Annotated in this window: 14 protein-coding genes; 2 read left to right on the top strand and 12 right to left on the bottom strand. The window is 49.4% G+C overall.

Translation table 11 applies throughout. The features are described from left to right. Positions 1-9 precede the first annotated feature (9 nt). Positions 10-1,350, top strand: a complete 1,341-nt coding sequence (locus DWZ56_RS14380) for an MATE family efflux transporter (protein ID WP_118557335.1) — start codon at positions 10-12, stop codon at positions 1,348-1,350. Between the two features lie 214 nt (positions 1,351-1,564). Here the strand turns inward: DWZ56_RS14380 and DWZ56_RS14375 are convergent, their stop codons facing one another. From DWZ56_RS14375 to DWZ56_RS14320, 12 genes are all read right to left on the bottom strand, one after another. Beyond that, positions 1,565-2,551, bottom strand: coding sequence for a prolipoprotein diacylglyceryl transferase (locus tag DWZ56_RS14375; protein ID WP_118557334.1), 987 nt, complete (start codon positions 2,549-2,551; stop codon positions 1,565-1,567). An 86-nt stretch (positions 2,552-2,637) separates the two neighbouring features. Further along, on the bottom strand, positions 2,638-3,444 hold the full coding sequence (locus DWZ56_RS14370) for a helix-turn-helix domain-containing protein (RefSeq protein WP_118557333.1): 807 nt from the start codon (positions 3,442-3,444) through the stop codon (positions 2,638-2,640). A 234-nt stretch (positions 3,445-3,678) separates the two neighbouring features. Then, positions 3,679-4,752: an endonuclease/exonuclease/phosphatase family protein gene (locus DWZ56_RS14365; protein ID WP_118557332.1), complete on the bottom strand. Its 1,074-nt coding sequence runs from the start codon at positions 4,750-4,752 to the stop codon at positions 3,679-3,681. 113 nt (positions 4,753-4,865) lie between these two features. Beyond that, on the bottom strand, positions 4,866-5,675 hold the full coding sequence (locus DWZ56_RS14360; RefSeq protein ID WP_118557331.1) for an AAA family ATPase: 810 nt from the start codon (positions 5,673-5,675) through the stop codon (positions 4,866-4,868). 37 nt (positions 5,676-5,712) lie between these two features. Further along, positions 5,713-6,063 (bottom strand): DUF2200 domain-containing protein, encoded by a 351-nt coding sequence (locus DWZ56_RS14355; RefSeq protein WP_118557330.1) that lies wholly within the window; start codon positions 6,061-6,063, stop codon positions 5,713-5,715. After that, the gene (locus DWZ56_RS14350) at positions 6,050-7,207 is read right to left on the bottom strand and encodes a Fic family protein (protein ID WP_118557329.1); all 1,158 of its coding nucleotides are present in this window, start codon (positions 7,205-7,207) and stop codon (positions 6,050-6,052) included. The genes DWZ56_RS14355 and DWZ56_RS14350 overlap by 14 nt, the downstream gene beginning before the upstream one ends. Before the next feature lie 43 nt (positions 7,208-7,250). After that, positions 7,251-7,652, bottom strand: a complete 402-nt coding sequence (locus DWZ56_RS14345; protein ID WP_147369428.1) for a DUF3592 domain-containing protein — start codon at positions 7,650-7,652, stop codon at positions 7,251-7,253. A 159-nt stretch (positions 7,653-7,811) separates the two neighbouring features. Next, positions 7,812-9,533, bottom strand: coding sequence for a S8 family peptidase (locus DWZ56_RS14340; protein WP_118557327.1), 1,722 nt, complete (start codon positions 9,531-9,533; stop codon positions 7,812-7,814). A gap of 279 nt (positions 9,534-9,812) precedes the next feature. Then, positions 9,813-10,940: an aldo/keto reductase gene (locus tag DWZ56_RS14335; RefSeq protein ID WP_118557326.1), complete on the bottom strand. Its 1,128-nt coding sequence runs from the start codon at positions 10,938-10,940 to the stop codon at positions 9,813-9,815. A gap of 119 nt (positions 10,941-11,059) precedes the next feature. Then, on the bottom strand, positions 11,060-13,294 hold the full coding sequence (locus DWZ56_RS14330; RefSeq protein WP_118557325.1) for a transglutaminase-like domain-containing protein: 2,235 nt from the start codon (positions 13,292-13,294) through the stop codon (positions 11,060-11,062). After that, positions 13,251-14,294: a DUF58 domain-containing protein gene (locus tag DWZ56_RS14325; RefSeq protein ID WP_118557324.1), complete on the bottom strand. Its 1,044-nt coding sequence runs from the start codon at positions 14,292-14,294 to the stop codon at positions 13,251-13,253. The genes DWZ56_RS14330 and DWZ56_RS14325 overlap by 44 nt, the downstream gene beginning before the upstream one ends. A 1-nt stretch (position 14,295) precedes the next feature. Beyond that, entirely contained in the window at positions 14,296-15,237 is a 942-nt protein-coding gene (locus tag DWZ56_RS14320; protein WP_118557323.1) for an AAA family ATPase, read from the bottom strand. A 634-nt stretch (positions 15,238-15,871) separates the two neighbouring features. Between DWZ56_RS14320 and DWZ56_RS23820 the strand changes: the two genes are divergently transcribed. After that, entirely contained in the window at positions 15,872-16,066 is a 195-nt protein-coding gene (locus tag DWZ56_RS23820; RefSeq protein WP_442911448.1) for a hypothetical protein, read from the top strand. Positions 16,067-16,317 lie beyond the last annotated feature (251 nt).

The following is a 16,317-nucleotide window of genomic DNA, read 5'->3' as shown; positions in this document are numbered from 1 at the left end:
ATTACTGAAATGAAAAATGATTTTTCCAGGGGCAGCGTGATTAAAAATATCCTGAATCTGGCCCTTCCCATGACACTGGCTCAGCTGGTCAACGTGCTCTACAACATCGTAGACCGGATTTATATCGGACGAATCCCTGACAATGCCACCCTCTCTCTGACCGGCCTTGGCCTCTGCCTTCCTATGATCACGATTGTCATCGCATTTGCCAATCTGTTCGGCATGGGCGGGGCGCCGCTCTGCTCCATCGCCAGAGGCCGGGGAGATTTAAATGAGGCGGAACATATCATGGGCAACTCCTTCGCCCTGATGCTTGGCACCGGCATCGTGCTAACCGCCCTGGGCCTGCTGTTTAAAAAGCCCCTGCTCTATCTCTTCGGCGCCAGCGACTCCACCTTTCCCTTCGCCGATGAATATATCACTATCTATCTGTGCGGCAGCGTCTTCGTCATGCTGGGACTGGGCATGAACAGCTTTATCAATTCCCAGGGATTCGGCAGGGTGGGAATGATGACGGTCTGTCTCGGAGCTGCGGCCAACATCGTGCTGGACCCCATTTTTATCTTTGTTCTTAAAATGGGCATACAGGGCGCGGCCATCGCCACAGTGATCTCTCAGTTTCTCTCCGCCGCCTGGATTGTCGCATTCCTATGCGGCAAAAAAACGATCCTTAAGCTAAAACCTGCCTGTTTCAGGCTGAAAGCACGCAGGGTGAGAGAAATCATCGGGCTCGGCCTGTCCGGCTTCACCATGGCCATCACCAACAGCGGCGTGCAGATCATGTGCAACGCCAGCCTGCAGTTTTATGGAGGCGATCTGTATGTAGGCGTCATGACAGTCATAAACTCCATCCGCGAGGTCATCTCCATGCCGGTAAACGGCCTGACCAACAGCGCCCAGCCCGTCATGGGATTTAACTACGGTGCGAAAGAGTACGGAAGGGTGCGGACCGCGATCAAGTTCACATCGGCCACCTGCATCATCTATACCACCGTTGCCTGGCTGCTTTTGTACCTGTTTCCGGAATTTTTTATACGGATCTTCAACAATGACGCGGATCTGGTGATGGCGGCCATCCCCTCCATACATATCTATTTCTTTGGATTTTTCATGATGTCACTGCAGTTTGCGGGCCAATCCGTCTTTGTGGCTCTGGGAAAATCAAAATACGCCGTATTTTTTTCCCTGCTGCGCAAGGCGTTTATCGTCATACCTCTGACACTGCTTCTGCCGCGGATTTTGGGGCTTAACACTACGGGCGTGTTTCTGGCAGAACCCATCTCCAACTTCATCGGCGGCGCCGCCTGCTTTATCACAATGCTTCTGACCGTCTGGCCGGAACTGAAATAAGAATCCCGCTCGCGGGATTCTCCGCCTGCGGCGGGTCGTTTTAGCGACAGTATACCTTCCCGCCGCAGTATGATCCTAAGCGGAGCGTTTTTTATTCAATAGGGTGCGCACTATTGAATAAAAAGAAACCCGCAGGCAGTCGGATCATCCGGCTGCCTGCGGGCACCCACTTTATATCTGCTATTTGCAATATTGCTGTAGAATTCCGAATCAGTTACTCTTTGGTCTCTTCAGTCTGTACATCCGCCTCATTCTCTGCCAGCTCTTCTGACTGTGTATCCGCTTCCTGCTTAGGCGGCTCTTCGGTCCTTGCATCCGCTTCCTGCTTAGACGGCTCTTCGGTCCTTACATCCGCTTCCTGCTCCGCCATATTCTCATACCGCACTGCGCTGGTAGCTGCCGGCGGCACATCCCGCCCGGCCGCGCCCGCAGTTTCAGGCTCCGGCATCTTCTTCCACTTCTTCGTCGCGATGACAAATAAAGCGATCCCCAGTATCAAAGTGAAAATGGAAATGAACTGTGAAGTGGAGAGAAACCCGATCTCGCCCCTGGGATCGTTGCGCAGAATCTCAATCAGGAACCTGCCGATGCTGTAAAAGATCAGGTAGAGGCCGCCCACCTGTCCGTCTGATTTGGCTCTCTTTGCAAACCAGATCAAAACGAAGAAATGCAGGAAATTCGCTGCGCTGGAAATCAGCTGTGTGGGGATCACCCGGACACCGATGGGCGCAAAGGGGGAATTATTGAATACCACTCCGCACCAGGAAGAGGTTTCACAGCCATAACAGCAGCCGGACAGGAAACAGCCGATGCGTCCGAACGCCTGCGCCAATGCGATGGACGGCATGATCAGATCAAAGTATTTGATGAAGCTGACCTTTTTGACCCTGCTGTAAATATAACCCGTCAGTATGCCTCCAATGATTCCCCCGTACACCACAAATCCTTCCGTCAGTTCCTTCAGTATATTCTGCGGATTCTCCATAATCGCCTTGATTTCCACCAGCACATACAAAAGCTTAGCCCCTGCCAGTCCCCCCACCAGGCACCAAAGCCCCATGGAAAACAATGTGTCGCCGCTAAGTCCGTATTTAGCCGCCCTTTTATCAGCCACCGCAAAAGCAGCGATGATGCCCAGAGCGATCATAAATCCATAACTGTATACCTTCAAAGGCCCCAATTCAAAAAGTATGTATCTCATGTCCCGCCTGTTATCCTCCCTGTATAAAAGATTTGATATCTATCTTAGCAGGATTTATACAAGGAATCAACCTGTTTTTCAGTCCGTCACCCTTTGTCACCTTTACTTTGTCCGATTGCTTCATGCAGATCCAAGAAAAAGTCGCTGTAACGCAGGGAGTTAGGAATCCTGGTGAAACCGCACCACAAAAACAGCGGATATTCTTTTCCCTCATATACAACAGGAGTCCCGTTCTGTTCCAATATCCGTTCTGCAAGCTCCTGTGCCTCCGCCTCGTCTTCCATCCCCGTAATCAGAGCAAATTCATCCCCGCCGATCCGCATGACCAACATATCTTCGCCGGCAGCCCGGTCAAGACGGGATGCCGTTTCCAGGATAACCATGTCGCCGGCCTTCACGGACTGTGCATTAATACCGAGCAGATTTCGGATATCAAAACACAGGACGCAGGTTCCTCTCCTCTCCTTCAGATAATCGTATGCTTCGCTCATATCTACTTTTTTCCGCGCCATTTCCAAATCTTCACCTTCCCTGTATTCGTAATTAATCTTTGGAAAAATGCCGGTAAAATTCCATTGGCCGCTGAATTCGGAAGGCCGTACATTCCATACCCGTTTAAATGCTCTTGAAAATACCTCTACCGAATTATACTGATATTTCATCGCCAGATCCGTAACGGAAGCGCCGCCCTGTACCAGCTCCCCCGCAGCCTTTGTCATGCGCCTTTTGGAGATATATTCCTTGATGCTTAAATGAAGCGCGTAACGGAACAGCTTTTCCAGCGTGGACAGGGACACATGGCAGTATGTCGCAGCCTCCTCGCGGGTCAGCGGATCGCATAAATGCTCTTCTATATAATAAATCGCCTCCGTCAGCACCGCAAAATTTTTCATGGACAGACTCACTCCCTTTCACCGGCAAATCTCATAATAAACTGCAGATATCATTCGTATATGGCAATCATGATTGTGATTAGATCATAGCATACTGTATCGGAAGCATGCTTGATGTTTTGAGCAGACTTTACAGCACATTGCAGCACTATGCAGACAGCATTCGGTCCCCCGGCATTCTGCCGGAGGACCGAATGAGTGGACAAGCAGCGAATTTATGGCATGTTCCTGTTTTTATTTTTTCAGGCGGAACTGAAGCTTTACCGGATTATGGTCGGAGTGTTCAAAGCCGGCGTCTATATTCTCCACGGATATGCACTCCACATTATCCGAGAGGATAAATCCGTCCAGCACCGTCACAAAATTATCCCCCTTCACATAGGGCTTATCGGCATTTCGGCAGGTGGGTACCAGACTGCCGTCAATCTCGGGCAGTTTCAGCTGCAGCCCCTCAGCCAGCCTCTCCCTAGGAAATGCCTCCGCCCAGCCCGGCGTTTCCTGCTTTGAGTGAAAGATATCCTGGGAATTCCCATAGAGATCCTGGTTGAAATCCCCTGCGCAGACCACATAATTTCCCGCCTGATACTCCCGGCTCATATCCTCCGACAGCATGTCGATCTGCTCTTCGCGGATTGAGCCGTCCTTGGTATAAGCGGACAGATGCATATTGTACAGGCAAAGGTATTTTCCGTTGTCCACCGGCAGACGGGATACCACGTAACAGCGGTCCAGATCCACAAATTTCATGGGGCTTGTATCGATGGGAAGGCTTCTGCGCTCAGCGCTTTCGATCTTATAATCGGAAAATGTGGCCAGTCCCGCCACGGATTTGCCGTGGGGCTCCAGTATCGGGTAGAACAGATACGCGGAATCATAGTTTAAGCCAAAGTCAGAGGCCATATCCGGAAACCACTGTTTCAGCATCTCATACTGATCCACATGGTAGCTTCTGGTGGAATCAAGATCCACCTCCTGGAAAAAAGCAAAATCCGGATCTATGTCCGCGATCACTTTTGCCGTACCGTCCGTATTGTCAATAACCGCGTCCCTGCTAAATGCTCTTGACTCCGTGCCGCCGTCCATAAAGAAGCTGTAATCGCTGGAATAAGCGCCGAAACCGATATTAAATGTGGTGATCGTATATTCTGTTTCCGCACTCACCAACGTTTCCTTATTATTTTCCGGTTCCAGCACCTGATGGTCCTCAATGCGGCTGTAGCTGGCAAAGACATATACCACATATCCCACCACAACAAGCAGCAGTACGGCAGCAAGGATTCCCACGCCCTTTAAAATTTTTTTACCCATATTTTCCTCTCCCCTCCATGCCTCATACACAGGTATAACACAACTGGCCGGCACTTTACATTGAAATTAACTATATTTTACACCGGCATTCAGGATAAGTAAAGGAGGGGAATCTACAGGAATTCCTCTCTGTGATTTTCAAAAAAAAGGAAAAAATAGCGGACGTTATCGAGCTCATTCCACCTGCAGGTCTCCATATCCGGTGAGTCCAGATTGTAGATTTTGGCCGACAGGGTTCCTAAAAGGAATGGGGAATGTGTTGCGATGATGAATTGATTATCCAGGAAGCGGGCTGCGCGGTTTAACTTGTCCGCCAGCAGCACCTGATTCTGGGGGGACAGGGACACCTCCGGCTCATCCAGCAGGTACAACGCATCGGGATGCAGACAGTCATCAAGGATCTGCAGGGCGGTTTCTCCGTTGGAGTACTTTTCCTGGGCAAACTGCAGGATCTCGATCTGTTTCGCCATCTTGCCGGAGTGCTTCAGTTCCTCCAGTTGCTCTCTGGTATATCCTCTGCGGGCATGTTCGTACAGATAACCTTCCTTAAGCACAGCCTCCTGCTGGATCTTCTTGACCTCATACATAATATCCTCGCTTTTTATATAGCGGCTGTCCGCGGGGATCTTCCTTACCGGGCTGCCTTCCTCATCCTCTCCCAGCCCATAGGAACATTCCCCTGCAAACTGGATGAAATACGGATTTCTGGGATTGTGGGTGGCCGCTTCTCTGCCCTCCATATTCAACACATGGGCGATCAGGTTGAGCATGGTGGATTTGCCGGAAGCGTTGTTTCCGTACAGGATGGTGATCCGATCAAACAGAAAACAGCCGCACTCCTTATGGGCGAAAACATTGTAGGGGTATATATACGGATCCCGCACTGTCTCCTGTGACAGCTGAAATGTTCTTAGATAAATCATTCATACACTCTCCAACTCTTTGATAACAGTATATACATCATATTCTTAAGATCTTTTCCATCGCCTTCCCCTTAGCCAGCTCATCAATCAGCTTGTCCAGATATCTGATCTGTTTCATAAGCGGATCTTCAATGTCTTCAACGCGGACGCCGCATACCGTTCCTTTGATTTTTTCACAGTTCGGATTAATACAAGGAGCTTGTTCAAAAAAGGTTTTATAATCAACCTCATCCTGAAGCTGTTGCATCAACCCCTTCTCATCATATCCTGTAAGCCAGAAGATGATTTCATCCACTTCCTGTTTCGTGCGGTCCTTACGCTCTGCCTTCTGAACAAGCAGAGGATAAACCCTGGAAAATTTCATTGCGTATACTTTATTGTTTTTCACAAAGCACCTCCAAAACTTCTATTTCTGAAAATCGGTATTTTCCCTTTCCATATCCGGACACAGGTTTAATTATTTTAGCTTCGAGCAATTTTTTCAGTAATTCTGACGTACTTGTGGCCTTAAGCCCTAAGACTGCCTCTGCATCAGATCTTCCAAATATACTTTTCACCCCAAAAGCAGCATACATCTTTTTTATATGGAAAACGGTTTTTTTTGTAAATTCTCTTCTACTGCCTGTATATACGGTTTTCACATCTTCGACATACAGTCTTTCGGAATCAATATTCGGTTTTTCCGTTCCAATGTTCGGTTTCTTATAGTTCTGAAATGCTCTGCGCAAATGCAACGCTCTATTACGGAGTTCGTTTTCTTCACCCAAAAGCAAATTCCTAAGAAAAAGCTCTAAAAATTCTGTTGTTTCATAAATACCATTTTTTAAGTCATTATAATTTGCACGGACCAGTGCATTTCTAAAGTACCATGCATGTTCTGCAAATATATCATTCGTTGCATCAAAGCCCAGCGTCCTAAGATACTTTATGAAAAATACTGCCGTTGTCCTGGTATTTCCCTCGCTAAAAATATGAATCTGCCATAAACGCGAAACAAACAAAGCCAGATGATGGATAACTTCGTCTATTGACAAACCTTTATAACTGTAATTCCTTTCCTGAAAAAAATCATAGTTTAATGTTTCACGAAGTTCGGCAGCACTTCCGTAAAGCACAGTTTCTCCATCAAGAACCCATTCTTTTTTCGTAATATTATAATCCCGTATTTTTCCGGCATGAGGATAAATACCTGTAAATAGTCTTTTGTGAATAGATATATACTCATTTGGCGTAAAACTAAATGCCTTTTCAGAGAGAATCCTAGCTATTCGGACAGAAACCTTATCCGCCTCCTCTGTCCGGTCATCTAAATCAGCACTTGGATTTTCCGCATAATAGGAATCCAACAGCTTTTGCGCTTCATCCAAAGTGATCTCACCTTCAATATTTTGAATTGCTGTGTCTATCAAATACTTTGAAGGAGTCAGGCCATCGACATCCTGCAGCCCTATTGCTGTATGCCAGGCATACCCTTTGTCTTTTTTGTCGGGTTCTGCTTGTCTTATATATTCTTTAAACGGATCCTGATTCATAAAGACCTCCATCCTATTCTATTATCCGTACGGTTAGATCCACTCATCCCGTCATAATCCCGTCATTTCCGTATATAACCGCTTTTTGTGGATTGTTTTTATCGTAACGAACCGTTACAGTATCCCCCGTCTGTACCGAGCCAAGTACAAAGGTTTTCTTTTGGCCGATTGGTATACCGAAGGCCTTAACCGGGCTGCTTTTTAATTTTGCAGTTTCTTTTATTTCATAATTTATGCCATCAACACAATATTTTACATGGATAATCCACGGAAAATCCAGACCTTTATCTACTATTTTTGATACTGTTCCCTTTGTTTCCCCTGTATATACAGCATTCTTTCTGTTCCTGACCGATCGGTTAACTGCCAGCACTGTAAAAACAGTGACGGTGGGGACCGCTATTAAGGCAGCCAAAATTATAAGGATCATAGCTCCATCACTCAACACATTGATCACCTCAATCTATTTCTCCGTTTTTCTTTCCCAACAAAAGTCATTATATTGTAAAATCCAAAATATATGAATTCAGTATATCACAAAATTACAGTAGCAGGTGAATATTTCAATCATCTCCCTCCCGAAATCCATCGTATCAGTATTGAATTAAAATGGCAGACTGTCCCTCACGCACAGCGCCCCATATCCAACCTGCGGATTCGGATAGGTATCAAAGCCGGGCAGCTGCCTGGCCCCCCTCCGCAGATACGCTTTCACTTTTTCGCCGTACAGATACGGGTCACTTCCCTGCACGATTCCATATTCCATAAGGAGCGCTGCGGCCCCCGTAACAAACGGAGCTGCAAACGATGTCCCGGTCACAGGTGCATACCCGCCTCCCGCAGAGGCGGTCATAACTCCCACGCCGGGTGCGACCAGATCCGGCTTCACCGTATTGCTGATGCCGACAAATCCTCTGCCCGAGAAATCCGCATAGGACTGATATCTTGCGTCATATGCGCCCACAGACAGCACGCCTGCTGCAGTGGAGGGAATGGTCAGGGTCAGATCCGGCGTAGGATATAAGAAACCGGTCCCGCGGTTTAGTATATTTCCGCTGGGCAGCCACAGCTCATAGTTACCCTGTATAATCCGGTTCGGCGTCAGACGCAGGGTCCAGATGCCGGAATCGATATAATCTTCCACCGGAATGAAGTCGATATAAATCTCCTGATCCAGACTGTAGGGACTGGGCTCTCCATAGTAAACCAGCACCTCCGTCCCTCCGCTGACATAGCGCTGCGGCCCCTGAACCTGCCGGAACGGGCCGGCGATCCGTCCGGAGGGGTGGATCAGCTCCACATCAATATTATCCACATAGTTTTTCCACAGCTGCAGATTTAAAACAGTCTCAGATACACTGACCGCGATGGGTATATCCACAAACGGCTGCGGATATTCCGACTGCGGGATAACCCCGGAGGTATGAATCGGAGAGGCCGCCTCATTGCCTGTTCCCGCCACGATTACATTTCTGCCCACATCCGCTACTTCATTGAGATAACTCTCCAGCAAGCTGCTTCCCGTATGGCTTCCATAATTCATCCCAAAGCTTAAGTTTATGGCTACCGGCATATCCAGCTCCAGAGATCTGCGGATTACGAAATCCACGCCTTCCATCAGCTGTGTGGTTCTTGGAAAGGAATCCGGCATGGCCGTCCCAAGTTTAACCACTATCAGATCACTCTCATAAGCGACACCGCGGTATCTGCCCTGACTCTCCCTGCCGTTGCCCGCCGCTATAGCGGCCACCGCGGTGCCGTGCCCGCTGTGGTCTACTAAAGGAAGCTTTTCGCGGGCCTGACTGCGGCTGCCGGCCTTGAGCGCAGCATTAATCTCCTCTCCGGTATAAACCGTATCGCTGCTCTGATCCCACAGATAAAGTATCCGGCTGCTGCCATCCTCATTTCTGAAATCCGGATGATAGTAATCAATCCCGGAATCCACAATGCCCACCAGCACACCCCGGCCGGTGAGACGGGTGCTTTCCGTCTGCACCGGATTGATGCAGGATACGGACCGCCCTATATTCACCACAAAGTTCAGCCGTTTTGGTTTTTCCACGTAGATGATCTGGGGCAGATCCGTCAGGGCGTCGATCTGTGACTCCGGAACGATCATGATGGCAAATCCCCTAAGCAGCTCCCTGATGGATACATCGGGATACAGCTCCCGCACCTCATCCAGGTCACCGGCATAACGCACGATCAGTTCCCAGGACCGCTCTTCCGGCAGATAGCCCACATTCAGGTCCAGTGATTTTTCCCGTTCTCTTTCCGTAGCATCAAGTGCCAGATTCAATAAATTTTCCAGTTTCGGGTCATTCATAGACTTGCCGTCCCATACTTATTATCAATTATTTTATTATATGACAGTGTTGTTTACTATGTTTACAAATACTGTACTATTAAATGATAATCGCCTTTACGCGCGGGAGGGCTCCGAAACAGATGTCAAGTCATCTTCCCGGAGCCCTCTCATATTTTGTTACTGTTCACAGCCGCTGTAAACTTCCCGCGTATGACAGGACCATACTCTGTCCTGTCATACGCTAATTTATCGGTAGCTGTGAATAGTAACCATATTTTGTCAATCATCCGCAGTTTATCAATTTTTCTTCGGCTGATCAAAGATCTCCGCCGTATCCTTCATAAAGTCAATAATTTTCAAGTGCTGGGGGCAGTGGCTCTCACACTGGCCGCAGGCGATGCAGTCAGAGGCTTTTCCGAATCTGCGGGACAGATTTCCGTAATAGAACCTGGCGTTGGACTGCTCCCCAAACTGCTTCAGCTGGTTGTAGAGCGCAAAATACTGGGGAAGCGGAATGTTCTGCGGACATCCGTCCACACAGTAGCGGCAGCCAGTACACGGTATGGAGATGCTGGAATTAATGATATCGGTCACCCTTTGAATGATCTCCGTCTCCTGTTCACAAAGCGGATGAAACTCCTGCATAAATCCGGTGTTGTCAAGAAGCTGCTCATAGTCCGACATGCCGGAAAGCACCATAAACACATCTTTCTGGCTGGCGGCAAAACGGATCGCCCAGGAGGCCGGAGACATGCCCGGGGCATATTCCTCCATCAGTTTCTTTGCCTCCTCCGGCACCGCCGCCAGGGTGCCGCCCTTCACCGGCTCCATAACAATGACCGGTTTCTTATATTTCTGACAGACTTCATAACAGAGCCTGGACTGGATATTGGCATTGTCCCAGTCTATGTAATTGAGCTGAAGCTGGACAAATTCCACCTCCGGATGGGCAGCCAGCACCTCGTCTAGCAGCTGTGCATTGTCATGATAGGAGATCCCGAGTCTATGGATTCTGCCTTCTTTTTTCTTCCGCATAGCAAACCCGAAGCTGTCCAGTCTGGTGGCGATGGCATAATTTGCGGCATTCATGCAGTGCAGAAGATAGTAGTCAAAATACTCAACGCCGCATTTCTTAAGCTGATCATTAAATATGCGGTCCATATCCTCCGCCTGCTTCAGCATCGTGACCGGAAGCTTCGTCGCCAGCTGATAACTGTCCCTGGGATGCCGCTTAACCAGCGCCTGGCAGACCGCGTTTTCGCTTTTACCGCCATGATACATATACGCCGTATCAAAATAAGAAAATCCTCTCTCCAAAAATGTATCCACCATCCGGCAGGTCTGCATGAGATCCACGCCGGCAGGATCATTCGGATCCAGCAACGGCAGCCGCATCATTCCAAAGCCAAGTTTTTTCTGTTCCATAGACTCCTCCTTTTCCTGTCACCAACCAAAGGTTGATGACCTACGCACACTTCAGTGTGCTTCCTTATTCCTTTATTTCTGTCACCAACCGCAGGTTCACCGACGGCAGGCGAACGGATCTACAGCAGTCGGATATACTTTGTAATCAGCCGTCCGCATTTGCTTTGGCGCGTTTCCACGAACTTCCCACAGGCCCCGGCGTATTGAAACGCTTTATCCGCATCCTCCGGTGTCATGTTGTGGCAGCTGAAAGCCGCCTCCTGCCAGAGTTCATACAGCAGACGGCGCTCTGGGATCTTTACTTCTATGCCTGAGCACTTCTCCAGCTTTTCAATTCTGGCTTCGCTTTTCTTGATTCTGTCTTCAGGTGAAGCTGACGACAGGATATGCTTGAGCCGGCGCGTCCGTATCCTGTACTGCATCCAAAACAGAACTGCCGTGACGGCAATTGCAGCAGGCACCCACAAGAATGCTTTCAGCATTTTTACAGCCGGCTCCTCTGGGTTTACTGCATCTGCGTCTGTCCCGTCCAATGTATCTTCGGATTCCGGAGAAACGGCTTCCGCCCCCTGTGTCTGATCGGCAAGACTCTCACCCTGCGGTTTCGTCTCTGACGGCGTCTCTGTCTCAACGGCAGTGTTTTCCTCTGTATTCTCCTCTGTGCTCTCCGATGCGGGCATATCCGGCTCTTCTGTTTCCGGCTCATCGGCGGATGCAGCTTCTCCATATCCAGGGGTCATCTCAAACGGTATCCAGCCGATCCCGTCAAAATAGATCTCAGTCCATGCATGGGCGGTATTGACGGTAACTCCGGCCGTATAGCTGCCATCCGCATTTTTCTGAAAGGCGTCCTCCGTGACCAGATAGCCTTCCGCATAACGGCTCTCATATCCCAGATAACGCAGCATCAGGGTACCCGCAGCCGCATAGTGCATGCAGAAGCCTCTGTGGCTGTCTTCTAAAAAAAAGCTGACCGGATCTTCTCCTTCATCAGGTTTTCCCGCATGCAGGTCATAGGAGGTGTGCGCATGCAGCGCTGCGCGCACTCTGACCGCCGCATCCCATACGGATTCACCCCGAACAGGAACTCCCACGTAGCCCCGTAATATGTCCGTATCCAGTGCAGAGGGAATCTGCAGATAATCTGGCCGGCCCGGATTATGCAGCCCGGTATCTCCGCTCATCTCTATCAGGTTCCACAGATCTTTATCCTGCATAATCTCATAGAACCGGGGATAGTAGATCCAGCCGTCATCTGGCCAGCCCGCATACGGACGGTATTGGGGATCCTCAGGATCCGTCATTTCAATCCGCATACGTTCCTCCGAAGCGTTCATCGGCTGTTCTATCACCCGCATGAAATCAGCCAGCCGCTCATTTTCCAGATCCGCGTCCTCCACGGTCTGCTCCCAGCGCCCTTTTTCATATCGGTCAGCCTGAAATCCAACGATATACATGGAGGGAGGCGGCGCCTCCCAGACGGTCAGATGCATCATGACATAATCGTCCCTGCCGCTGTTCCAGTCTTGCGAATGCTCTGCCGTATCCAGACGCCCATACTGCATCCTGGGCCGGCCGTCATAGGAAACGCCGCTCCCGTCGATCAGCACCAGCCCCTGATCCACCATGCTGCGGTTCCAGCTGTTAAGGCGTTCCACCACATAAGAAGCGGCCCCGTTCATGGCTTCCCTTCCGCGCCCGATAAGAGGCCACACACAGACGGTAAGAATACACGCGGCAGCGGACAGCCCGGCCAGCCAGAGAACGGACCTGCCGGTCACCTCCGGCCGCAGCCCATTTTGAAAAAACATCAGAAGCAGTAGGCACAGCCCGCCCATCAGAAGAAGCGGATCCGACGGTGCGGTACCCACCAGCATCTCTGCCAGGATCACTGCTATAAACAGAACCGTGATACCGCCGGTCCGGCCGCTGCAAAGAGCGCTCCAGCCAAACAGCAGAACACTGGCGCCGCAGATCAGTACGGATGCAGGCAGTCCCAGCCCTGGCCGATGCTGCACAAAACCGGGCAGAGACGCGCTGAAATAATCATTATAGCACTCTATCCACCCATTTGCCACGTAATGAAGTCCGTCCACAGTCTCCGCAGGCCATCCCAGCGCCACAGCCGCCAGCAGTATGGACAGCACAGCTCTAAAGAGCAGTCTGTGCCTGGGTTTCATAAAGCCCGCGGCACTGACAGCGCAAGCCATCGCCGCGTAAAGGAAAGGCAGATAGGCAGGCAGCACCATATGATAGGCCTGTGCGGCCATCATGCACAGCAGCTGGAGCAGAAGTGCCGTCAGCACCGCTCTAATGACAGTATATAACAGTTTTTGGGTTAAATTCTTCTTCATATCTGTCCATTCTGTATTTCAGATGATGGTCGATGCTAAGCAGCGTTTTCACCTGATCCATGCTGTAGTCCCGGCGGTACAGATCGGCCGCATCCGGCCCGCTGCCATACAGCATTAAGTCAACCAACAGCGGATACAGCCCGATCAGATCCTTTTCTGAAGCGATCTGCCGGCGGAACAGGTTGAGCCTATCAGCGTCATACCATATCAGCCAGAACGGGCAGCCGGCGGCTTCCAGACTGTGTATGATTGAAAATACGGCGGAGAGCATATCCTCTCCAATGCGTTCTCTCAAGTTTGAGAGCCCTGTATCCGCTGCCTTAAGATCGATGATCACCGCCGTTTTCGGAGCTTTCAGGCGCATATAATCCCTGACCATGTAATCTCCGGCACGCAGAGTCGCCTTCCAGTGTATCCTCTTTGCGGAGTCGCCGGCACGGTATTCCCGCACTCCCAAGATTTCTCCAGGCGTTTCCGCCCCCGATTCATCTTCTGTGATACCGTTGTCATCGAAGGTGAACAGAGGTTTTTCGTAAACCACCGGATGTATGCTGTACTCAGGCAGCACCAGCACCTGAAACTTTTGCGGAACATACCGCGTGGTTTTGGCAATGCCTGCAAAACCCTCCAGCCGCATCTTAACACGCTCTATCACCAGGTATCCGCACCGTTTTGGCCATACCTTCACCGTCTGCGTCATGCTTTTCCCTCTGTCAATCTCTGTAAAATGCTGCTTTTTCATATGCTTTTCTTTTATCACCGCTCTGCAGACCGGCAGAATTCCCTGATTTCTGACTGCTATATCCACCGGTATGCCCTCGTTTTTTGTAAACACCGGCTGATCGGTGCTCAAACGCACATCCACCCGTTTTTCCTGAATGAGCAGGAGTATCTTCATGAGAAGATACAAAAAGACACCTGCAATTGCCAGAAAAGCTGCGGCCTTTGAATGATACATCCAGGCAAGATAGCCGAAAAGCAGAAGAAGACATCCGTACATATCAGTCTCCTTTCGGCTTTTTCACGCCGCGAAGCGCATTTCTAAGCACGGTTTCCCGTGTAATTCCGGAAAGCTGCGCCTTGGGATCCAAAATCATCCGGTGTCCCGCAACATCATAGAAAACTGAAATCACGTCTTCCGGAACCGCATAGTCACGGCCGTTCATATAAGCCGCAGCCTTCGCCATCCTGCATAGCGCCAGAGACCCCCTCGGGCTTAGGCCCAGCACGATGGAACTGTCCTTTCTGGTCGCTTCTGCCAGAGAAGCGATATAATCGTAAATATTTCGGTGGATATAAACCGCCTTCACCTCCTGCTGCATAGCGGTCAGGCGCTTTGCATCCACCACCGGGTCGATCTGCTCCAGAGGATTGGCAGAATCATGCTCCTGCATCATGCGGATCTCCGCCTCTTTATCCGGATATCCCATGGACAGGCAGATCATAAAACGGTCCATCTGCGATTCGGGCAGCCGCTGCGTGCCGATGGAACCGATGGGATTCTGCGTGGCCAGCACAGTGAAGGGATCCGGCAGCGGGAATGTCCTTCCCTCAATGGAGATCTGGCGCTCTTCCATAGCTTCCAGCAGCGCGGACTGGGTCTTCGGAGACGTGCGGTTGATCTCATCGGCCAGAAAAACGTTGCAGTTTACCGCGCCCTCATGATACCGGAAACTCTGTGTTTCCTTATGGTACATATAATAGCCGATCACATCGGAGGGCAGCACGTCCGGCGTAAACTGCAGGCGCTTGGCAGACAGGCCCATGGCCCTGGAAAAGGCGAGGGCCATCGTGGTCTTGCCCACCCCCGGCACATCTTCCAGTAGGATATGTCCACAGGCAAGGATTGCCATCAGGATTTTCTCTATCTTATCCTCTTTCCCGACTACGGCCTTTTTCACTTCATTTATAATCGCTGATGCGTTTCCTATGTTTGGGGGCATATATTTCCTCGTTTCTGTTGGTAAGGATGACAGGGGGTAACAGTTGCGGATGATGCCGCGGGACGTAAAAGAACGCATGATTTTTTAATGAAGTTGTCCACTTCGCAGACAAAAACCAGCGCAGTATAATGTCTGATGACATTATAACTCATAAAGTTCACTCTAAGTCAAGGGCTATTAGGTGAATTGCCCGTAAAATGTAATGTTAAAGTTGTCTGTTCACAGTTACCGAAAAATTCCCGCGTATGAGAGGGCAGGGTATGGTCCTCATTGGGACCCGCTCTCGCTCCGTGAAGCGCGCAGCGATACCAATGCTGTAAAATACACAGCAATAAGTACCGGCGGGCTTCAAGGGATCCCTATGAGGACCATACCCTGCCCTCTCATACGCTGTTTTATCGGCAGCGTGTGAACAGTAACCCTTAAGATTTTATAGAAATTTTGTGTATATTTGACATTTTTTTAATAAACTGCATAGATCAACAGGGGATGAACTTGCATCATATGATACATATGAACCGCCGATGCCGAAGCTCTACATTTGCTGAGACAATGACACAATGAAAGGAAAGTATCAAAAACTATCTTGAAACAGGTGCGGTCTATGTAGACACAGTGTAGGAGTTCTGCAGAAATGGAAATAGGAAGTATAATAACAGAACCATATGTTGGCTTGATATGGAAACCGGAAAGCATACATGTCCCCTTATGGCGAACTGCTAAGTCTTTAAAAAGATCTGGAATAATCATTTTAGATGAACATCGCTTGACATCAGGGTATATGGGGAATATTCAAGCTTATTGTTGCAAAATGTGTAAAAAAAAATAATCAGTTTTGATAGTAAGAAAAAGTCATATAATAGAGTATGAATATGAATACTACCGAAGCGCTAAGTTATCCACAACATTTGAAATTTCCAATTGACTGTAACAAAATTTATTTACTATTTATTCACGGTTGCCAATAAAGGTCATCAAACCCAATGAGGACATACACTGCCCCGACATACGCGGGGCAGTGTACGGCAACGGGTTTGTCAAGTAAAGTGTGTAAATTTTTTTGATTTTTTATCGGCGGTC

Origin of the sequence: Lachnotalea sp. AF33-28 (assembly GCF_003477885.1) — a bacterium.
In the GTDB taxonomy this organism is placed as follows: Bacteria; Bacillota; Clostridia; order Lachnospirales; family Lachnospiraceae; genus AF33-28.
The sequence above is the reverse complement of the archived record's forward strand: the minus strand, read 5'-3'. Positions and strand labels throughout refer to the sequence as shown.